At 61.9% G+C, this 21,165-nt stretch carries 18 protein-coding genes; 13 read left to right on the top strand and 5 right to left on the bottom strand.

Annotated elements, in window-relative coordinates:
- Positions 1-71: 71 nt before the first annotated feature.
- Positions 72-677 carry an outer membrane beta-barrel protein gene (locus tag ACMCNM_RS05775; RefSeq protein WP_027594692.1) on the bottom strand — a complete coding sequence of 202 codons (606 nt, stop codon included), beginning with the start codon at positions 675-677 and terminating at the stop codon, positions 72-74.
- A gap of 129 nt (positions 678-806) precedes the next feature.
- Between ACMCNM_RS05775 and ACMCNM_RS05770 the strand changes: the two genes are divergently transcribed.
- On the top strand, positions 807-1,598 hold the full coding sequence (locus ACMCNM_RS05770; protein ID WP_252825573.1) for a dienelactone hydrolase family protein: 792 nt from the start codon (positions 807-809) through the stop codon (positions 1,596-1,598).
- 80 nt (positions 1,599-1,678) lie between these two features.
- Entirely contained in the window at positions 1,679-2,380 is a 702-nt protein-coding gene (locus ACMCNM_RS05765) for a 4'-phosphopantetheinyl transferase family protein (protein WP_027594694.1), read from the top strand.
- 3 nt (positions 2,381-2,383) lie between these two features.
- Here the strand turns inward: ACMCNM_RS05765 and ACMCNM_RS05760 are convergent, their stop codons facing one another.
- Together ACMCNM_RS05760 and ACMCNM_RS05755 are read right to left on the bottom strand one after the other, a co-directional pair.
- Positions 2,384-3,991 carry an ATP-binding protein gene (locus ACMCNM_RS05760; protein WP_027594695.1) on the bottom strand — a complete coding sequence of 536 codons (1,608 nt, stop codon included), beginning with the start codon at positions 3,989-3,991 and terminating at the stop codon, positions 2,384-2,386.
- The gene (locus ACMCNM_RS05755; protein ID WP_099455097.1) at positions 3,988-4,686 is read right to left on the bottom strand and encodes a response regulator transcription factor; all 699 of its coding nucleotides are present in this window, start codon (positions 4,684-4,686) and stop codon (positions 3,988-3,990) included. The genes ACMCNM_RS05760 and ACMCNM_RS05755 overlap by 4 nt, the downstream gene beginning before the upstream one ends.
- Before the next feature lie 623 nt (positions 4,687-5,309).
- On the opposite strand from ACMCNM_RS05755, the gene ACMCNM_RS05750 reads away from it, so the two are divergent.
- From ACMCNM_RS05750 to ACMCNM_RS05735, 4 genes are all read left to right on the top strand, one after another.
- Complete coding sequence (locus ACMCNM_RS05750; RefSeq protein ID WP_027594697.1) at positions 5,310-8,189, top strand: ribonucleoside-diphosphate reductase subunit alpha; 2,880 nt, start codon at positions 5,310-5,312, stop codon at positions 8,187-8,189.
- Positions 8,190-8,327: 138 nt separating this feature from the next.
- Positions 8,328-8,459, top strand: coding sequence for a hypothetical protein (locus ACMCNM_RS05745; protein ID WP_256208043.1), 132 nt, complete (start codon positions 8,328-8,330; stop codon positions 8,457-8,459).
- 646 nt (positions 8,460-9,105) lie between these two features.
- Positions 9,106-10,356, top strand: a complete 1,251-nt coding sequence (locus tag ACMCNM_RS05740; protein WP_027594698.1) for a ribonucleotide-diphosphate reductase subunit beta — start codon at positions 9,106-9,108, stop codon at positions 10,354-10,356.
- 107 nt (positions 10,357-10,463) lie between these two features.
- The gene (locus tag ACMCNM_RS05735; protein WP_412765904.1) at positions 10,464-10,796 is read left to right on the top strand and encodes a Bro-N domain-containing protein; all 333 of its coding nucleotides are present in this window, start codon (positions 10,464-10,466) and stop codon (positions 10,794-10,796) included.
- Positions 10,797-11,108: 312 nt separating this feature from the next.
- Here the strand turns inward: ACMCNM_RS05735 and ACMCNM_RS05730 are convergent, their stop codons facing one another.
- The gene (locus tag ACMCNM_RS05730) at positions 11,109-11,573 is read right to left on the bottom strand and encodes an N-acetyltransferase family protein (RefSeq protein WP_412764069.1); all 465 of its coding nucleotides are present in this window, start codon (positions 11,571-11,573) and stop codon (positions 11,109-11,111) included.
- A gap of 101 nt (positions 11,574-11,674) precedes the next feature.
- On the opposite strand from ACMCNM_RS05730, the gene ACMCNM_RS05725 reads away from it, so the two are divergent.
- Positions 11,675-13,153 carry a PLP-dependent aminotransferase family protein gene (locus tag ACMCNM_RS05725; protein WP_412764068.1) on the top strand — a complete coding sequence of 493 codons (1,479 nt, stop codon included), beginning with the start codon at positions 11,675-11,677 and terminating at the stop codon, positions 13,151-13,153.
- Between the two features lie 104 nt (positions 13,154-13,257).
- Here ACMCNM_RS05725 and ACMCNM_RS05720 read toward each other — a convergent pair whose 3' ends face one another.
- Positions 13,258-14,478, bottom strand: a complete 1,221-nt coding sequence (locus tag ACMCNM_RS05720; protein ID WP_412765903.1) for a type II toxin-antitoxin system HipA family toxin — start codon at positions 14,476-14,478, stop codon at positions 13,258-13,260.
- Between the two features lie 542 nt (positions 14,479-15,020).
- Between ACMCNM_RS05720 and ACMCNM_RS05715 the strand changes: the two genes are divergently transcribed.
- The 6 genes from ACMCNM_RS05715 (at position 15,021) to ACMCNM_RS05690 (ending at position 21,126) form a co-directional block, all read left to right on the top strand.
- Positions 15,021-16,259: an OprD family porin gene (locus ACMCNM_RS05715; protein WP_027594702.1), complete on the top strand. Its 1,239-nt coding sequence runs from the start codon at positions 15,021-15,023 to the stop codon at positions 16,257-16,259.
- A 246-nt stretch (positions 16,260-16,505) separates the two neighbouring features.
- Positions 16,506-17,312: an NAD-dependent epimerase/dehydratase family protein gene (locus ACMCNM_RS05710; protein WP_085272384.1), complete on the top strand. Its 807-nt coding sequence runs from the start codon at positions 16,506-16,508 to the stop codon at positions 17,310-17,312.
- Between the two features lie 25 nt (positions 17,313-17,337).
- Positions 17,338-18,216, top strand: a complete 879-nt coding sequence (locus tag ACMCNM_RS05705) for a glucurono-1,5-lactonase (RefSeq protein WP_339549826.1) — start codon at positions 17,338-17,340, stop codon at positions 18,214-18,216.
- 63 nt (positions 18,217-18,279) lie between these two features.
- Complete coding sequence (locus tag ACMCNM_RS05700; protein WP_027594705.1) at positions 18,280-19,251, top strand: TRAP transporter substrate-binding protein; 972 nt, start codon at positions 18,280-18,282, stop codon at positions 19,249-19,251.
- A gap of 66 nt (positions 19,252-19,317) precedes the next feature.
- Positions 19,318-19,845: a TRAP transporter small permease gene (locus ACMCNM_RS05695; RefSeq protein WP_186681017.1), complete on the top strand. Its 528-nt coding sequence runs from the start codon at positions 19,318-19,320 to the stop codon at positions 19,843-19,845.
- A complete protein-coding gene (locus tag ACMCNM_RS05690) occupies positions 19,846-21,126 on the top strand; it encodes a TRAP transporter large permease (RefSeq protein WP_027594707.1) in 1,281 nt (426 codons plus the stop codon).
- Positions 21,127-21,165 lie beyond the last annotated feature (39 nt).

Genomic DNA, 21,165 nt, shown 5'->3' with positions numbered 1-21,165 from the left:
CAGGCACAGTGGTTGCCCGATGTAGGAGCAGCCTTGCGCTGCGAAGAGGCCAGTGCAGGATAACAACTACCTCAGAACTTGTAGTTCGCCGACAGATAAGTTTGTGCACTGCTGGTCAGGCGCAGGGTGCCGTCTTTCGGCCCGCCGCTGGCGCCCACCTCGGTTGCAGCATTGGTGCGCAGGTAACGGTAGCCCATCTCCACCGATGCCTTGTCGGTGATCTCCTGGATCACACCTGCCTGCAGGCCCACCGCGTAGCCATAGTCGGTATCACGGCTGGCACCTGGGGAATCCTGGGTCAGCTTGGTCATGCCCAGGCTGCCGCCGCCGAACAGTTTGGTGGTATCGCCCACCGGCAGGAACAGGTCATAGCTGCCCAGCAGGTTTTCCTGGCGCAACTTGAGGCCGCTGTGGTCGCCTGAGACGTTATCGTAGGTCATGTAGTAGCGACCCTGGTCGTTGATCTTACCCACGCGCACGCCCCAGGTGTCGTCCTTGCCGATGATGCCGTCGGCGTTCAGGTTGTCGGTGTTGCGTTGCAACAGGCCCGACTTGCGGACTTTATCGCTGGTCTGGCCGTAGGTCAGGCTGGCGAAGTTTTCATCGGCGGCCTGGGCGGTGGTAATGCCTGCGGCGCAGACGGCCATGGCGGCGAGCAAGGTGTTGAAGGTTTTCATGGCTTCGTACTCCAGTTGGATGCGCTGTTTCTGTCTGGAAGCTAGAGTAAGGAGGGCACCCTGAACCGTGACTGAACCCTGGCTGAACCAGGGCTGAACGAACTGTCTGCAAGACAAGGAGTAGTAAACATGCGCGCCCTGCTGGCCCTGACCTTGATGTGCAGCGCCGCCCTCGCCCAGGCGGCGGTAGTGACCCGCGAGATCCCCTACCAGGACGACGATGGCAAGCGCTATGTCGGCTACTACGCCTATGACGATGCGCTGGACGACAAACGCCCGGGCATCGTGGTGGTGCATGAGTGGTGGGGCCTGAACGACTACGCCAAGCGCCGCGCCCGCGACCTGGCAGCCTTGGGCTACAAAGCGCTGGCGATCGACATGTACGGCGATGGCAAGCACACCGAGCATCCGCAGGATGCTCAGGCGTTCATGGCCGAAGCGATGAAAGACCCGGCTGCCGCGGCCGCGCGCTTCGACGCTGGCCTGGAGTTGCTGAAAAAACAGCCGAACGTCAACAAGCACCAACTGGGCGCCGTGGGTTACTGCTTCGGTGGCAAGGTGGTGCTCGATGCGGCGCGCCGGGGAGAAAAACTCGATGGCGTGGTGAGTTTCCATGGCGCGCTGGCCACCCAGACGCCAGCCAAGCCGGGCGTGGTCAGGGCCGACATACTGGTCGAGCACGGCGCGGCGGACAGCATGGTCACCGAACAACAGGTCGAAGCGTTCAAGGCGGAAATGGACGCGGCCAAGGTCAACTACCAGTTTGTCAGCATTCCCGGGGCCAAGCATGGCTTCACCAACCCGGACGCCGACCGTTTGAGCCATGGCGAGCATGGTGGGCCGGACATTGGTTACAACAAGGCAGCCGATGAAAGCTCATGGGCGGATATGCAGGCCTTCTTCAAGAACGTGTTCAAGTAACGATCGCCGGGGCCGCTTTGCGGCCCATCGCGACGCAAGGCCGCTCCCACACCGCCGTCGCGGCTGGCACAATAGCCCCCATGAACACACTTCCCACCTGCTGCTCCCCACTTCAGCACCACTGGCCCCTGCCCCGCCCGTTGCCGGGTGCAGTGCTGGTCAGCTGTGCCTTCGACCCGGCCCACCTGGCTGCCGACGACTTCCAGCGTGCCGGCATTGCACAAAGCGCCAGCCTGCAACGCTCGGTGGCCAAGCGCCAGGCCGAGTACCTGGCCGGCCGTGTCTGCGCCCGCGCCGCCTTGCAACGCCTGGATGGCCGCGACTTTGTGCCGGGCACCCACGAAGACCGCTCGCCCATCTGGCCGGCCGGTATCCACGGCTCGATCACCCACGGCAAAGGCTGGGCCGCCGCCGTTGTCGCGGGCCAAGGCAGCTGCCGCGGCCTGGGCCTGGATCAGGAGTCGCTGCTGGATGACGAGCGTGCCGAGCGCCTGATGGCGGAAATCCTCACCCCCGCCGAACGTGAGCGCCTGGACCGCCGCCAGCTCGGCCTGACAGTGACGCTGACCTTTTCGCTCAAAGAAAGCCTGTTCAAGACCCTCTACCCGCTGACTCGCCAGCGTTTCTATTTCGAGCACGCCGAAGTGCTGGAGTGGTCCACCGAGGGTTTGGCCCGCCTGCGCTTGCTCACCGACCTGTCACCCGAATGGCAACGCGGCAGTGAACTGCAGGGCCAGTTCTGCCTTCAGGACGGCCACCTGCTGAGCCTGATCAGCGTCTGACCTTTACTGGGGCGCCTGTGCCCGCGGCCAGTTGAGGCTGAAGCAGGCGCCGCCCAGCGCCTCGCTGCGCCCTACCGTGGCCCTGCCAGCGTGCCAGTAGATGATCCGCCGAACGATCGACAGGCCCAACCCATGCCCGCCGGATGCCCGGGTGCGGCTGTCGTCGAGCCGGGTGAAGGGCGTGAAGATTCGGTCCCAGACGCCCTCCGGGATGCCTGGCCCGTCATCTTCCACATCGACCCTGCAGCGTTGCTGCCCCAGTTGGTAACTGAGCCGAACTTCGCCTTCGGCATGGCGCATGGCGTTGCTCACCAGGTTCTGCAGCGCCCGGTGCAGGTAGCGCGGCTCGGCCTCGACCCAGGCCCCATCGGTTTCAGCCCCTTGGCAAGCACCGCGTACCACCTTGATGCCGGCCCGCAGCGGCGCCAGTTCCTCGATCACCCGGTCAAACAAGGCATCGAGGTCGACCCGCTGGAATTTCAGCGCCGGCGCACCTTGCTCAAGGCGCGCGTAAGTCAGCATCTCGTCGACCAGTTTGTCCAGGTCCTGGATGTCGCCATCCATGCCGGCCAGGTGCTTGGCGCGGGCTTGGTCGGTACTCGCGGTCTCGATCATCTCCAGGCCAAAGCGCAGGCGCGCCACCGGCGTGCGCAGCTCGTGGGACACCGCCCGCACCAGCTCGCGCTGCATGGTCAACGAGCGCTGCAGGTGCTCGGCCATGCCATTGAATGCTGCAGCCAGGCGCCCGACCGAATCGGCGTCACCGGCCGGCACACGGGTGTCCAGGCTGCCCTGGGCAATACGCGTGGCCGCAATCTCCAGGCCCGACACACGCCGCTCCAGCTGGCGCACCAGCAAATACACCACCAGCCCGATCAGGCACAGCCCGAGAAAGGCAATCAGGATCAGCAACTGCGGCGGGTACGGGTTGAGCTGATGCAACGGGCCGATTTCCAGCACCCAGGGAGACCCCGAGAGCCCGGAGAACACACGGATCGAATCGCCATCCTTGCCCAGGGCCATGACGGTATCGCCCTCCTCTACCCGCCGCCGCTGGTCGTCATCCAGGCCGACCCGCTCCAGGCGTTGCAGGGCGATGTCGAAACCAAACCCCTTGCTCTGCTTGAGTTGCGCAAGGCGCTGCTGCTGCTCGGTCACCGGGTAACGCACCAGCTCGTCCGCCAACAGGTAAAGGGTGGCCCGGGCCAACTGCTCGCTGACCTGCTTAATCTGGGCCACCAGCAGTACATCCTCGCGGCCAACCTTGCGCAGCACCTGGGCGGCGTGCGGGCCGGTCTTTTCGACCACCACCAGACCGCGATACAACCGGGCCCGCTGGCCACCGTCAAGGGTGCGCGCCGACATCGGCTGCAGCGCCAACGGCACCCCAAGCAGGCGCTCCCACATCAGCAATGAGCGCTTGCGTTCGGTTTCGTTCTGCACGGCCAGGTTGTCGGCCATCAGGCTGAAAGTGCCTTGGGCCAGGCCCTCACGGTGCTGGGCGGCGCGCACTTCGTTGACCAGGTGCAGGCTGAGTACCCCGAGCAGCGCCACCAGCACCAGCACGGCGAGCATGCCGCCATAGATGCGCAGAAAGATCGAGTTGTTCATGGCGCCTCGCCAACGAACAGGTAACCCTTGCTGCGCAGGGTCTTGATCAGGCGTGGGTGGATCGGGTCGTCACCGATCTTGGGGCGGATCTTGGAAATGCGCACATCGATGGAGCGGTCCTGGCCGTCGTAGCCAACACCGCGCAGGGCGGTGAAAATCTGCTCGCGCGACAAAACCCGGCCGGCGTTGCTGGCCAGCAGCCAGAGCAGGTCGAATTCGGCGCCGGTCAGGTCTATCAGTTGCTCGCCCAGCCGCGCTTCGCGCAGGCGGTTGTCGATGCGCAGCGGGCCGAAGGCCAGGTCCAGGCGCTTGCTTTCGGGCGCTTCGCTGCGCCGCAGCAGGGCCTGGATACGCGCCAGCAACACGCGCGGGCGCACCGGCTTGCACACATAGTCGTCGGCGCCCAGGTCCAAGCCCTGCACTTGGTCGAGTTCGTCGCTGCGGGCGGTGAGCATGAGGATCGGGCCCGCATATTGGCCGCGCACCCGGCGGCAGATGCTCAGGCCGTCTTCACCGGGGAGCATGAGGTCGAGAATCACTAGGTCAGGCTGGCTGTCGACAATGCGTCGCACCGCGCGGCCGCCATCGCCCTCGACGGCCACCTCGAAGCCGTTGGCCTGGAGGTATTCGGCCGTGAGCTCGGCCAGGCGCTGGTCGTCTTCGACGATGAGGATGCGGGGGGTGGGTTGGTCCATGGCCTTTGCCTTTCAATTGTTGTTTTTCTATGCCCGATACTACGTTCCGCCCTGAGCACTGCCAACCGACCTGCAGTACCGCACTCGCCACTGGACTGAACCGTTTTTTGTGGTAGGGTTCGCGCCCTCAAAATTCTGCCTTGGGGCAGCGCGCTGAAGAAAAATACTGCAAACCACTTGGCACAAGGCCTACAGGCCATACCCACAAAGTACGCACAACTTATCCACAGGCGCTCGCCTTGCAAAGACCCTGATACCGCATTATCTTGTATCCCGATCGCAGCGAACCACTACATGTTGGGGTTCGTGCAAAATCACACACAAAAGTCAACCCGGCAAATTATTCGATTTTCCGGTTGAACTTCAGGTGATTTGACCAGCCATACCGCTCCAGCGGACTACTGAACTGCAACAGCTTTTGGGTACTGCCCAAAACCTTTGACTTCGGCCAGGGAGCGGCAAGCTATTGCCCCTTATTCCTGAGTCTGTCCCGAAGTCGGTACGCCCGAGCGGGCGGATGCGCGCGCATGACGCATCCCCGCACGGGTGATCGAGCAAGTGGACGGAACGGTGGGCGCCCAAAAGGCGCCTGTACAATATAGAAACTGTGGAGACACCCACCCATGCAAACCGACACAACTCGCGAGAACCCGCAGGCCCAGGTGCCGCAGGCCGCCGATTCCAACCAGGATCTGGCTGCCACCGCCCCCGGCCAACTGCGCGTGATCAAGCGCAACGGCACTGTCGTCCCCTACACCGACGACAAGATCACCGTGGCCATCACCAAGGCGTTCCTCGCAGTTGAAGGCGGCACCGCCGCCGCCTCGTCGCGTATCCACGACACCGTCGCGCGCCTGACCGAGCAGGTCACTGCCACGTTCAAGCGTCGCATGCCATCGGGTGGCACCATCCACATCGAAGAAATCCAGGACCAGGTCGAACTGGCCCTGATGCGTGCCGGTGAGCAGAAAGTCGCCCGCGACTACGTGATCTACCGCGACCAGCGTGCAAAAGAGCGCGCCACCCGCGCCAACACCGACGCCGTGGTCGAGCCGCACCCAAGCATCCGCATCACCCTGGCCGACGGCAGCCTGGCGCCGCTGGACATGGCGCGCCTGAACACCATCATCAGCGAAGCCTGCGAAGGCCTGGCCGAAGTCGATGGCGACCTGATCCAGCGCGAAACCCTGAAGAACCTGTACGACGGCGTGGCCATCAAGGACGTCAACACCGCCCTGGTGATGACCGCCCGTACCCTGGTCGAGCGCGAGCCGAACTACTCGTTCGTCACCGCCCGCCTGCTGATGGACACCCTGCGTGCCGAAGGCCTGGGCTTCCTCAGCGTTGCCGACAGCGCCACCCACCACGAGATGGCCGAGCTGTACGCCAAGGCGCTGCCAGCCTACGTCGCCAAAGGTATCGAGTTCGAGCTGCTGAACCCGGCCCTGGCCGACTTCGACCTGGAAAAACTGGGCAAGGCGATCAACCACGAGCGCGACCAGCAGTTCACCTACCTGGGCCTGCAGACCCTGTACGACCGCTACTTCATCCACAAGGATGGCGTGCGCTTCGAGCTGCCACAGGTGTTCTTCATGCGTGTGGCCATGGGCCTGGCGCTGGAAGAGAAAGAAAAAGAAGCCCGTGCAATCGAGTTCTACAACCTGTTGTCGTCCTTCGACTACATGGCCTCGACCCCGACCCTGTTCAACGCCGGTACCCTGCGCCCGCAGCTGTCCAGCTGCTACCTGACCACCGTGCCGGACGATCTGTCGGGCATCTACCACGCGATCCACGACAACGCCATGCTGTCGAAATTCGCCGGTGGCCTGGGCAACGACTGGACCCCTGTGCGTGCACTGGGCTCCTACATCAAGGGCACCAACGGTAAATCCCAGGGCGTCGTACCCTTCCTGAAAGTGGTCAACGACACCGCCGTTGCGGTCAACCAGGGCGGCAAGCGCAAGGGCGCTGTCTGTGCCTACCTGGAAACCTGGCACCTGGACATCGAAGAATTCATCGAGCTGCGCAAGAACACCGGTGATGATCGTCGTCGTACCCACGACATGAACACCGCCAACTGGATCCCTGACCTGTTCATGAAGCGCGTCTTCGATGACGGCAAGTGGACCCTGTTCTCGCCCTCGGAAGTGCCTGATCTGCACGACCTGACCGGCAAGGCCTTCGAAGAGCGCTACGAGTACTACGAAGCCCTGACCGAGTACAACAAGATCAAGGTGTTCAAGACCATCCAGGCCAAAGACCTGTGGCGCAAGATGCTGTCGATGCTGTTCGAGACCGGCCACCCATGGCTGACCTTCAAGGACCCGTGCAACCTGCGTTCGCCGCAGCAGCACGTGGGCGTGGTCCACAGCTCGAACCTGTGCACCGAGATCACCCTGAACACCAACAAGGACGAGATCGCGGTCTGCAACCTGGGCTCGATCAACCTGCCGAACCACATCGTCGATGGCAAGCTGGACACCGCCAAACTGCAACGCACCGTGAACACCGCCGTGCGCATGCTCGACAACGTGATCGACATCAACTACTACTCGGTGCCGCAAGCGCGTAACTCGAACCTCAAGCACCGCCCTGTTGGCCTGGGCATCATGGGCTTCCAGGACGCACTGTACCTGCAGCACATCGCCTACGGTTCCGACGCTGCTGTCGAGTTCGCCGACAAGTCGATGGAAGCGGTCAGCTACTTCGCGATCCAGGCGTCCTGCGACCTGGCCGACGAGCGTGGCGCCTACGAGACCTTCCAGGGTTCGCTGTGGTCCAAAGGCATCCTGCCGCTGGATTCGCAACAGATCCTGATCGAGGCCCGTGGCCAGAAGTACATCGACGTCGACCTGAACGAGACCCTGGACTGGGCGCCGGTGCGTGCTCGCGTACAAAAAGGTATTCGTAACTCGAACATCATGGCCATCGCGCCGACCGCAACCATCGCCAACATCACTGGCGTGTCGCAGTCCATCGAGCCGACCTACCAGAACCTGTACGTGAAATCGAACCTGTCGGGCGAATTCACCGTGATCAACCCGTACCTGGTTCGCGACCTGAAAGCCCGCGGCCTGTGGGACTCGGTGATGATCAACGACCTGAAGTACTACGACGGTTCGGTGCAGCAGATCGAGCGTATCCCGCAAGAGCTGAAAGACCTGTACGCCACCGCGTTCGAAGTCGAGACCAAGTGGATCGTCGATGCTGCCTCGCGTCGCCAGAAGTGGATCGACCAGGCTCAGTCGCTGAACCTGTACATCGCTGGCGCTTCGGGCAAAAAGCTGGACGTGACCTACCGCATGGCCTGGTACCGTGGTCTGAAAACCACCTACTACCTCCGTGCCCTGGCTGCGACCAGCACCGAGAAGTCGACCATCAACACCGGCAAGCTCAACGCCGTTTCCAGCGGCGGCGACAGCGCCCCGGTTCAGGCCGCCGGCCCGGCACCTGTGCCAAAGGCGTGTGCGATCGACGAGCCTGACTGCGAAGCCTGCCAGTAAGGCCTGATGCCGCAAGGGGTGCCCACGGGCGCCCCTTGCGGCATTTTTGTATCCGCGCTCCAGAGAAGCCTTGCCCTTTGCCCACCGCTCGCGCGGCTCGGTAAAAGAGCAGGACCTCTCAAAAAAAGGATGTACCCCATGGCGCGGAAAAAAGTGGCAACTCGCAAAATTGGTCGCAATGCTGAAACCGGCCGCTTCACCTCGGTCGAAGAAGCACGCAAGCACCCCAAGACACATGTGGTCGAGACCCTGCGCAAGCAGTGCAGCTAACACGTACTGTGTAGGAGCAGCCTCGTGCTGCGAAGAGGCCGGTGATGGCAGCGAAATGTGCTGTGCATGCGCCGGCCTCTTCGCAGCACAAGGCTGCTCCTATGTATGGACTCGCCCACACTGTCTAGCTGCTTTTGAACTTAGGAACCCGGTTGCATCTATGTATGCTTCTTCATGGTCTCGCCCTCGCTGCCGTTGGCTTCTTTGAACGCCACCGTGGCACTGTGATGCCTCGGCGGGGGCGAGTCCATCGATTACATGACGCGCAAACCCCATATACAGTGTTTAACAAACAAAAAAACACAACATATAGTGCCAAACCTTCGTTTAGCGGCTACACTCTTGCCCGAACGAACGGCACACCCTTGGTGAACGGATGCGCGCTAAACCGGTCGAAAAAGTTACCCTCGCCGGCCAGACTCGCACCCCGATCGAAGGCGAATTCCGGTATACTGCGCCCCCTCTGAAAAGGGCACCTTTCAAGTCCCTGGCCCCTCGGTGAGGCCTGGCCAGGCACAAGCACATCCAGATGTAACGAGAGTCAGCCTCTCGAGCTGTCCATTCGCCGTAACGGCCTTGCGTCAGGCATCACATTCTTAAAATCCAACCGGTTGCCTGAGGGCGACCCTCAAGCAGGAGCCAAACCATGCTGAGCTGGGACGAATTCGACAAGGAAGACGGCGAAGTAGCCGCCAAAGGCAACACCCCTGCGCAGGCCAACGCCGCTGCCACCCTCGACAAGCTCGACAGCGCCGGCGGTGCCGCCGCCCTGGAAGCCCGTGCCGCTACCGCTTCTGACTCCGAAGCCGTAAAACGCGCCAAGGCTGCCCTTGACGCCCTCGACGTTGCCGAAGGCCTGGCCGAGCTGGAAGGCTCTGCTGCCCGCGTTGCGGTCGATGAAAAGCGCATGATCAACTGCCGCGCCGACCTCAACCAGCTGGTGCCATTCAAGTACGACTGGGCCTGGCAGAAGTACCTCGACGGCTGCGCCAACCACTGGATGCCGCAAGAGGTCAACATGACCGCCGACATCGCCCTGTGGAAGAGCCAGGACGGCCTGACCGAAGACGAGCGCCGCATTGTCATGCGTAACCTCGGCTTCTTCTCCACCGCAGACTCCCTGGTTGCCAACAACCTGGCCCTGGCCGTGTACCGCCTGATCACCAACCCGGAGTGCCGCCAGTACATCCTGCGCCAGGCCTTCGAAGAGGCGATCCACACCCACGCCTACCAGTACTGCATCGAGTCGCTGGGCATGGATGAAGGCGAGATCTTCAACATGTACCACGAGATCCCGTCGGTCGCGAAGAAAGCCGCCTGGGGCCTGAAGTACACCCGCGCCATCTCCGACCCGGAATTCAACACCGGCACCCCGGAAACCGACAAAGAGCTGCTGCGCAACCTGATCGCCTACTACTGCGTGCTGGAAGGCATCTTCTTCTACTGCGGCTTCACCCAGATCCTGTCGATGGGCCGCCGCAACAAGATGACCGGCGTTGCCGAGCAGTTCCAGTACATCCTGCGTGACGAGTCGATGCACCTGAACTTCGGTATCGACGTGATCAACCAGATCAAGATCGAGAACCCGCACCTGTGGGATGCCTCGATGAAAGAAGAAGCGACCCAGATGATCCTGCAAGGGACCCAGCTGGAGATCGAATACGCCCGCGATACCATGCCGCGCGGTGTACTGGGCATGAACGCAGCGATGATGGAGGACTACCTCAAGTTCATCGCCAACCGTCGCCTGACCCAGATTGGCCTGAAGGAAGAGTACCCAGGCACCACCAACCCGTTCCCGTGGATGAGCGAGATCATGGACTTGAAGAAGGAGAAGAACTTCTTTGAGACGCGTGTGATTGAGTATCAGACTGGTGGGGCGTTGAGCTGGGACTGATTGTCCGGGCTGAGCATCGAAAAGGCTGCCGAATGGCAGCCTTTTTTATTCTTTACTAAACGCTTCTATGAAGCGCACCGCTCAGCTTCGAGAAGGCGCTCGGCCGCCTGAGCGGTCACTTCTTTGACGAACACTGCCTGCGAAAGCTCGACACAGACCAGCACCGTAGCGTGCTGTTACTGCGCAACGGTCAGTACCAGCAGACCACCATGGTCAGCGAGTCCGGGGCCTATACCTTGCTAGCACATCACCCTATTCCGGAGAACCGGCACCTGCGCTGGTGGCTGACCCATGAGGTAGTGGCGGTGCTTCGTGATAGGCAGGTTGATGATGTCGAGGGTGTGCCGCAGTTGGGGCAGATGTGTTGGCCTGGTGGGGTGTCGGCAACGTTGTTGTATTGGCAGAGTGCCCAGCGGGCCTTGCGGCTCCATGGGGTGTAAAAAAGCGGCTACAGCTTTGCCCGCGCGCTCGGCAATACCGCATTCGTAGAACAACGCATTCATTAGTGATTCAGCGGGGCCTGTGGGAGCGGGCTTGTCCCGCGAACACCGGCGAAGCCGGTGCCATGCTCCGCGTGGCCCTATTCGCGGGACAAGCCCGCTCCCACAGGATTGGCAGGCCGGCTGCTTATGCAGCCCAAAGGGCGACAACCTCATTGTCGATCACCTGGTAAACCAACCGGTAGCCACTGCTACGCAGTTTGATCTTGTAGCAGTCCGGAAACGCATGCAGCCGATTGGGGCCTCAGTGCCCTACGTAGGCAGCGCCATCCGGTACTCGATCACCCCCGGCTTTTCAGCTATCCAGTCGTACAGCCGCTGTGCAGTCTGGTTGGTTTCCTGGGTATGCCAGTACAGCCGGTCGCACTGTTTCTCCCGTGCCTGGCCCTGAACGTACTCGATCAACTGCTTGCCAACCTGCCTCCCTCGCGCGTTTGGGCAAACGTACAGGTCTTCCAGATAGCAGAAGTCGTTACGCCCCCAAGTCGAGCGATGGAACACAAAATGGACGAAACCGAGGATGCGCTCACCGTCCGTGGCGACGGCGCAGTGCACGGGCTCTGCCGGGTCGAAAAACCGGGCCCAGGTCAGCTCGGTGGTGGCCTGGCTTAGCGCTACTTTGTAGAACGCCTGGTACTGGCCCCAATAGGCGGACCATTGAGGGAAATCGGTCTGCTTCAACTCGCGGACTGACATCAATGCTGGTGCAACTGTCATGGTGGACCCCTTTCAATGTGGGAATGGTCTGAAAACAGGTGCATTTATAGCGATAGAATGGCCTGAATAGCCCCGCCACTTTTTGCAAGCGAACCAGACCAATGTTCAAACACGCACAACTGCAATCGGTCAAAGCCTGGATGAGCGACCCAGCCCATGGCGCGTTGTCGTTGCATGTGCGGATCCAGCGGGCGATTCGCCAATTGATCCTTGATGGCGCGCTGCCGGTCGGTAAATCGCTGCCGGCTTCACGCCCATTGGCCCAGTCGCTGGGCGTCTCGCGGGATACCGTGGAGGCGGCTTACAGCCAGTTGCATGCAGAGGGCTTCATCGAGCGTCGGGTGGGCAGCGGAAGCTTCGTCTCGCAACGCGCTCGGCATCTGCCACGGCGACAGCAAAAACGCGAAACGCGCTGCGATGAGCCACCTCAACTGAGCCGCCGGGCGATGGCCGTGCTGCAGAGCGGGGGCGTGAATAATTTCCAAGGGCCGCGCCCGTTTGCACCGGGGGTAGCCGAGACCCGGCACTTCCCCCTGGCGATCTGGGAAAGGCTGGAGCGCCAGGTGTACAAAGAATTTGGCACCCAGGCATTGGAGCACAGTGCGCCACAGGGCATGGCCTGCCTGCGCAGCGCGATCGCTGACTACCTTAACCTTGAACGGGGCGCGCAGGCGTCTGCCGACCGGGTGCTGATCCTCACCAGCTCGCAGCAGGCGCTTAGCCTATGCGCGCAGGTGCTCATGGATGCAGGCGATCAGGTACTGGTCGAAGACCCGCTCTACCAAGGCACGCGCAAGGCCGTCGCGGCAGCAGGCCTCGAAGGCGTGCCCGTGCCAGTGGATGAAAACGGCCTGCAGGTGGAACGCATGGCGCCGTTGGCCGCCAATGCCAGGGCGGTGTTTCTGACGCCGTCCCATCAATATCCCACCGGCGCCACATTGTCGTTGGACAGGCGCCTGCAGGCCATCGAGTGGGCAAGGCAGCAGCGCGCCTGGATCATCGAAGATGACTACGACAGCGAGTTCCACTACGAAGGCCGGCCGACTGCCTGCGTGCAGGGCCTGGACCCGCATGAACGCACGCTGTACATCGGCACGTTCACCAAGTCGCTGTTCGCCGGGCTGCGCATCGGCTACTTGCTGTTGCCGCCTGCTCTCGTCGCGCCGATGACCAGTGCACGCACGCTGCAGGACGGGCATACGGCCTCCATTGCCCAGCTGACCCTGGCGCGGTTCATGGAGGGCGGGCACTACTCGGCGCATGTGCGGAGCATGCGGGCGCTGTATGCCGCGCGCCGGGACATGCTGGCCGAGCTTGTGCACAAGCACTTGAGGGCGTTTCTGGCGCCAAGCATTCCGGCCGGGGGGCTGCAGATGCCCTGCCACTTCGTGCAGGACTTGCCAGAGGATGCGGTAGTGAGGGCAGCGCATGCGGCGAGGATCGACCTGTTGGGGCTCGGCAGTTTGTATGCATCGCCGAGGAATGATGCGGGCCTGTTGATGGGGTTTGCGGCGCTGACGCCTGGCGAGATGCGTGTAGCGGTGGGGAAGCTGGCTAAGGTGTTTGCGGGGCTCAAGTAGAGGCCTCGCCCCCGCCACAAAGGCATCGATGTGCCGTACTGGGGCGCCCAGAGACGTGGTCGAGGGTGAGACCGTTGCTAAGTCTAGAAGCAATTGCAGCTGCTTCAACTCACCGACTGGAGCAGCGCACTGTTTTCGTCGATACGGCCTTGCACGGTTTGAAGCGTGTCTTGGGTGATCATCTGCGGATACATACGCTCGGCCATGTACCTAAACTGGCTCGCTGCTGCGCATATGCGGTCGATGATGGCGGCGGCGGACGCCGGCGTAATGTCTGCTTCGCTTGCCAGGCGCAGTATCGCTTTCCGGTCGATCGCCAAGGCCTCCCCCATCACATCCATCTGATGATAGCCGCCAGGGCCTTCGCAAAAGGTCACGTCATACGCGGGTGCCAGTTTCCACTCGCCTGCTCGCGACATCACGTAGGAAAAATTCTTGGGATGGTCATCGCGGTTATTGAACACCACGTTAAAAACAACTCGCTCAAAGGCGCGCGCTTTCTCTCGCAGGTCGTTGGTGCACAGATGAGTCGCCCGCAAGAAGTTGACGTAATCCAGGGCACCGGGTGACCTGAAGTCGGCGCCGGTATAGGCCGCCAAGCTCTGCATCGGCACACGCAGATCCCCCTGGCGATCAAAACGTCGGCTGGCGAAAGCGGCCAGCCCATTTGGCAAACTGAAATGCTGGGTATCAGGCGTCGCAATGCCGCACTGACGTAGACACTCGGCATAGACCATTTCGATAGCGCAGACTTCAGGGTGCTCTTCTCTCGCCGGGAACTTGATCAGCCAAGCTTCCAGGCCTGCCCTGGCAACGGTAGTAAATGCCCCCGTGTGCGGATCGCGATAGACCAAGGCTTTTGGCCTGGCGCCTTGAGGGGAGCCCCCTACCAGCAGCAGCTTCTGCACAAACGCGGCTCCGTCCCCCTTGAGTACCTCTTGTACCTCGGCGGCCAGCAGGTCGAGCGGGATATGCTCCGCAGGTTGCAGCCCCTCGGCCGCAACGGGCTCGAACGACAGGGCACCCATGGCGTTATTGCCGATGTAAGCCAACCGCTCCAATGGCCCTACGCGAGCAACGTTGAGCCCACGACGCTTGAACAGGCGGTCCATCAGCAGCATGCCCCAGCCATCGGGCATCGCATCGTAGACAGGCCCCGGCAAACCGGACTGATGGGCAGGGAAGCCTCTACGCAATGCGTCACCTTGCAACGGCATGGCATACGACGACAACTCAAGCCCACGCAGCTTCGCTTCGCTGCTGTACTCGAACACAATCTGCGGACGGCTAGAGACGGCCGTGGTGGACACGAGCGTGCCCCACAGCCAGCGCTCACCCCAACCTAATCACAATATTCTGTGTCTTATTGATGAAATAATCAGTTTAGCAACAAAATAATGGAATTAAATTAAGATACGCATACACGATCTTGATCGTCATGGAGGTTAGAGAAAATCAAGACACCCCTACCCTACACAAGACTCAGTCATCGTATCTCCATACGAACCCCTGGCCCCGGTATAGAGCCCACCACCTCTCATACCACCCAGAATGCCGCGACAACATCTCACCCTCATCACACCACAAAGCGTTGACATCCCCACCACCACTTGATAAAAATCGCCACAGTTGTACGACAACGCATAACAAAAACAACAATCCGTGGACGATCGCCATGTCGACTTCAATCGCGCTATACCCCCGCGTTGCACCTTTCCCGATTTCGTCACCCGCGGCCACCTAGGGCCGTAAGCCCGTTTCACCCTCCCTGGCCGTGACCGGCCCGTTACCTACCCGCCCCTACCGCTGGCCGCTTGCGCGTGCACGGTGGACGGGCCGCCACACCCTTTTGTGGAGCACAACAATAATGAGAATCTGCCAAACCCTTCCCTTTGCCCTGCTCGGCGTCGGCATGCTCGGCAGCCTGCCGGGTACCACGCTGGCGGCGGGCTTTGTCGAGGATGCCAAGGCCACGCTCGGCCTGCGCAACTTCTACATCAACCGCAACTTCACCAACCCCAGCAACCCGCAAAGCAAGGCCGAGGAATGGACGCAGAGCTTCATCCTCGATGCCCGCTCGGGCTTTACCGAGGGGCCGGTGGGGTTCGGTGTGGATGTGCTGGGCATGTGGTCGGTGAAGCTTGATGGCGGTGGCGGCACCTACGGCACCGGGCTGCTGCCGCGCCACGACGATGGGCGCCCAGCCGATGACTTTGGGCGCCTGGCGGTGGCGGGCAAGGCGCGGATCTCGAAGACCGAGCTTAAGATCGGCGAATGGATGCCGGTGCTGCCGATCCTGCGCTCCGACGATGGCCGTTCGCTGCCGCAGACGTTCCGCGGGGGGCAGGTCACCTCCAACGAGATCGCCGGGCTGACGCTGTATGGCGGGCAGTTCCGTGGCAACAGCCCGCGCAATGACGCGAGCATGGAAGACATGAGCTATGGCGGGGCGCTTTCGGATCGCTTCAACTTCGTCGGCGGCGAATACAAGTTCAACCAGGACCGCACACTGGTCGGGCTGTGGAATGCGGTGCTCAAGGACGTCTACCAGCAGCAATACCTGCAACTGAGCCACAGCCAGCCAGTGGGTGACTGGACCCTGGGCGCCAACCTGGGCTACTTCCATGGCGATGAAGACGGCTCCGAGCGTGCCGGGCAGCTGGACAACAAGACCTACTCGGGGATGTTCTCGGCCAAGTATGGCGGCAACACCTTCTGGGTTGGGCTGCAAAAAGTCGATGGCGATACCTGGATGCGGGTCAATGGCACCAGCGGCGGGACGCTGGCCAACGATAGCTACAACTCCAGTTTCGACAATGCCAACGAACGCTCGTGGCAGGTGCGGCACGACTTCAACTTTGTCACCGTCGGGGTGCCGGGTTTGACGCTGATGAACCGTTATATCAGTGGGCAGGATGTGCACACCGGTGCGGTTACCGATGGCAAGGAGTGGGTGCGGGAAACGGAGCTTGCGTATGTGATCCAGAGCGGGGCGTTCAAGGATTTGAGTGTGAAGTGGCGGAACTCGAGCATTCGCCGGGATTACAGCAACAACGAGTTTGATGAGAACCGGTTGATCTTCAACTATCCGTTGTCGCTGTTGTAACAAGAAGCTAGCGCGCTCCGTGTAGGAGCGGCCTTGTGTCGCGAAAGGGGCGCGCAGCGGCCCAGCAATGGTAAGGGCTGCGCAGGTTTGGGGCCGCTGCGCAGCCCTTTCGCGACACAAGGCCGCTCCTACAGTGGATTGCGTAAGCCGGTAAAACCCACACACGGCTCATTGACAACAGCCAACCCACTGCCAATAATTCACATAGTCATACGACAACCTACAACAACTAACAACGAGCCGGCCATGACCCCAACTCCCCTCAATCGCCTGCTGCTCACCGGAGCCGCAGGCGGCCTGGGCAAGGTCCTTCGCGAACGCCTGCAAGGCTACGCCGAGGTCCTGCGCCTTTCCGATATCAGCCCGATGGCACCTGCCGCGGGCCCGCATGAAGAGGTGGTGGCTTGCGACCTCGCCGACAAGGCAGCGGTCCACGCCCTGGTCGAAGGCGTAGACGCCATCATCCACTTCGGTGGCGTGTCCACCGAGCATTCCTTCGAAGACATCCTCGGCCCCAACATCTGCGGCGTGTTCCACGTCTACGAGGCGGCGCGCAAGCATGGCGTCAAGCGCATCATCTTCGCCAGCTCCAACCACACCATCGGTTTCTACCGCCAGGACGAGCGCATCGACGCCCACTCCCCGCGCCGCCCCGACAGCTACTACGGGCTGTCCAAATGCTACGGCGAAGATGTCGCCAGCTTCTACTTCGATCGCTATGGCATCGAGACCGTGAGCATTCGTATTGGCTCGTCGTTCCCGCAACCGCAGAACCCGCGGATGCTCTGCACCTGGCTGAGCTACGACGACCTGGTTCAGCTGATCGAACGCGGGCTGTTCACGCCCAACGTCGGCCACACCATCGTCTATGGCGCCTCCGACAACCGCACCGTGTGGTGGGACAACCGCCATGCCGCGCACCTGGGCTATGCGCCTAAAGACACCTCTGAGGTGTTCCGCGAGGCCGTCGAAGCCCAACCGGCGCCCGCCGCCGATGACCCGAGCATGGTCTATCAGGGCGGCGCTTTCGCCGTGGCCGGACCGTTCAACTGACCCCCGCGCGCCAGGAGGCACGGCCATGAACTGCGAACTGATCGTCGACGCCCGCAACGGTACCGGCGAAAGCCCTGTGTGGCACCCTACCGAACAGGCCCTGTACTGGGTCGACATCCCTGCCCGCACACTGCACCGCTGGCAGCCCAATGGGGCCCAGCAGGCGTGGCAAGGTGACGAAATGCTCGCCTGCATCGCCCGCACCGAACACGGGTGGGTCGCGGGGATGGAAAGCGGCATCTTCCACCTCGAACCCAAGGCCGACGGCAGCCTCGACAGCCGCCTGCTCAGCACCGTCGAACATGCCCAGGGCGGCATGCGCTTCAACGATGGGCGCTGCGATCGCCAGGGCCGCTTCTGGGCCGGCACCATGTTGATGGACATGCCGCAGGGTGCCCATGTCGGGGCGCTGTACCGGCATGACGGAGAAGGGCACCTGCACCTGCAGCAGGACGGCATGATCGTGCCCAATGGCCTGGCCTTCAGCCCCGACGGCATGCGCATGTACCTGTCGGACTCGCACCCCAACGTGCAGAAAATCTGGGTGTTCGACTACGACATCGACAGCGGTACGCCCCACAACAAGCGGTTGTTCGTCGACATGCACGCCTACCCTGGCCGCCCCGACGGCGCCGCCATCGACCAGGACGGCTGCTACTGGATCTGCGGCAACGACGCCGGCCAGGTCCACCGCTTCACCCCCGATGGCCGCCTGGACCGCTCGCTCAATGTACCGGTGAAAAAACCGGCCATGTGCGCCTTTGGTGGCGCCAACCTGGACACCCTGTTCGTCACGTCGATCCGCCCTGCGGGCATTGACCTCTCCGACCAGCCGCTGGCCGGTGGGGTATTTGCCTTCGAACTCGGCGTCAAAGGCCTGGAGGAGCCTGCCTTCCGGGGCTGAACCCCCGCTCTGCCACACACTTGCACACACGAAACCGGATAATAAAAACCACGGAGTTTCACCATGACCTTCAAACGCAAGCTGCTCCTTGCCGTACTCCCCTTCGCCTTCAGCCTGTCGATGCCGGCCTCCGCGCTGGACATCAAGTTTGCCGAGATTCACCCGGCCGGCTACCCGACCGTGGTCGCCGAACAGAACATGGGCAAAAAGCTCGAAGCCGCCAGCAATGGCGAGATCACCTTCAAGATGTTCGCCGGTGGGGTGCTCGGCTCCGAGAAGGAAGTGATCGAGCAGGCACAAATTGGTGCCGTACAAATGACCCGCGTCAGCCTGGGGATCGTCGGCCCGGTGGTGCCGGACGTGAACGTGTTCAACATGCCGTTCGTGTTCCGTGACCATGAACACATGCGCAAGATCATCGACGGCGACATCGGCCAGGAGATCCTCGACAAGATCACCAACTCCGAATTCAACCTGGTGGCCCTGGCCTGGATGGATGGCGGCTCGCGCAGCATCTACACGAAAAAACCGGTGCGCAGCCTTGAAGACCTCAAGGGCATGAAGATCCGCGTGCAGGGCAACCCACTGTTCATCGACATGATGAACGCCATGGGCGGCAACGGCATTGCCATGGACACTGGCGAAATCTTCAGCGCCCTGCAGACCGGCGTGATCGACGGCGCCGAGAACAATCCGCCGACGCTGCTCGAGCACAACCACTTCCAGAGTGCCAAGTACTACACCCTCACTGGCCACCTGATCCTGCCGGAACCGGTGGTGATGTCCAAGACCACCTGGAACAAGCTCACCGCAGACCAACAGGCACTGGTGAAGAAAGTCGCGCGTGAAGCGCAGATGGAAGAGCGTGCGCTGTGGGACGCCAAGTCCGCAGCCAGCGAAGAGAAGCTGAAGGCGGCCGGTGTCGAGTTCATCACTGTCGACAAAAAGCCGTTCTTCGACGCCACCGCATCGGTCCGCGAGAAGTACGGCGCACCGTACGCCGACCTGATGAAGCGTATCGACGCCGTCCAGTAATACCGGCCCCTTCCAAGACGACCTCGACAGTGCGGCGGCCGCCGCCCTGTCGCTTTGGTGATGCCTATGAAATCGCTTTTCCTGAGCGTGAACGACACGCTGTACCGCTGCTGCATCTGGATTGCGGGCCTGTCGATCCTGACCATGACGCTGATCATTCCGTGGGGCATCTTCGCCCGCTACGTGCTGGGCACCGGTTCCAGCTGGCCTGAGCCGGTCGCGATCTTGCTGATGGTGGTGTTCACTTTCGTCGGCGCCGCCGCCAGCTACCGGGCGGGGGCGCACATGGCGGTGGCGATGATCACCGACCGCCTGCCCGCCCTGCAGCGCCAGCTGGTTTCACTGCTGGTGCAACTGCTGATGATCGTGGTGTGCGTGTTCATGACCTATTACGGCACCAAGCTGTGCATCACCACCTGGAACCAGTCGCTGGCTTCTCTGCCAGGCATACGCGTGGGCATGACTTACGCGCCGATCCCGGTGGGGGGCGTGCTGACGCTGATCTTTGTCGTGGAAAAACTCCTGCTGGGCGACCAAAGCAACCGCAAGGTGGTGCGTTTCGACCTGGCTGAAGAAAGCGAAGGAGCTGCGTAAATGGATGCGTTCATTCTGTTGGGCAGTTTCATCGCGCTGATCCTGATCGGCATGCCGGTGGCTTACGCCTTGGGCCTGTCTGCACTGATCGGCGCCTGGTGGATCGACATCCCGCTGCAGGCGATGATGATCCAGGTGGCCAGTGGGGTTAACAAGTTTTCGCTGCTGGCGATTCCGTTTTTCGTACTGGCTGGCGCAATCATGGCCGAGGGCGGCATGTCCCGGCGGCTGGTGGCGTTCGCCGGGGTGCTGGTGGGCTTCGTGCGTGGGGGGTTGTCGCTGGTCAACATCATGGCCTCGACGTTCTTTGGCGCGATTTCCGGCTCGTCGGTGGCCGACACCGCGTCGGTGGGCTCGGTGCTGATCCCAGAGATGGAGCGCAAAGGCTACCCGCGTGAATTCTCCACCGCCGTGACCGTCAGTGGCTCGGTGCAGGCGCTGCTGACCCCGCCCAGCCACAACTCGGTGCTGTACTCGCTGGCTGCGGGGGGCACGGTGTCGATCGCTTCGCTGTTCATGGCTGGGGTGATGCCTGGGCTGTTGCTGAGCGCGGTGATGATGGGCCTGTGCCTGATCTTCGCGAAAAAGCGCAACTACCCCAAAGGCGAAGTGATCCCGCTGCGCCAGGCGCTGAAAATCGCTGGCGAGGCACTGTGGGGGCTGATGGCGATGGTCATCATCCTCGGCGGTATCCTGTCGGGCGTATTCACCGCGACCGAGTCGGCCGCCGTGGCCGTGGTCTGGTCGTTCTTCGTGACCATGTTCATCTACCGCGACTACAAGTGGCGTGACCTGCCCAAGTTGATGCACCGCACGGTACGCACCATCTCGATCGTGATGATCCTGATCGGCTTTGCCGCAAGCTTCGGCTACGTGATGACGCTGATGCAGATCCCCTCGAAGATCACCACGGCGTTCCTGACCCTGTCGGATAACCGTTACGTGATCCTCATGTGCATCAACTTCATGCTGCTGCTGTTGGGCACGGTGATGGACATGGCGCCGCTGATCCTGATCCTGACCCCGATCCTGCTGCCGGTGATCACGGGCATCGGCGTAGACCCAGTGCACTTCGGCATGATCATGTTGGTGAACTTGGGTATCGGCCTGATCACACCGCCGGTGGGCGCAGTGCTGTTCGTCGGTTCGGCCGTCGGCAAGGTGAGCATCGAGTCGACGGTGAAGGCGCTGCTGCCCTTCTACCTAGCGTTGTTCCTGGTATTGATGGCCGTGACCTACATCCCTGCCATCTCGCTCTGGCTGCCCAGCGTGGTGCTGTAAAGCCAAATGGGGCCGCTTGCGGCCCCATCCTCTTTTGCA

Source organism: Pseudomonas sp. NGC7 (assembly GCF_047159675.1).
GTDB lineage: Bacteria > Pseudomonadota > Gammaproteobacteria > Pseudomonadales > Pseudomonadaceae > Aquipseudomonas > Aquipseudomonas kermanshahensis.
The sequence above is the reverse complement of the archived record's forward strand: the minus strand, read 5'-3'. Positions and strand labels throughout refer to the sequence as shown.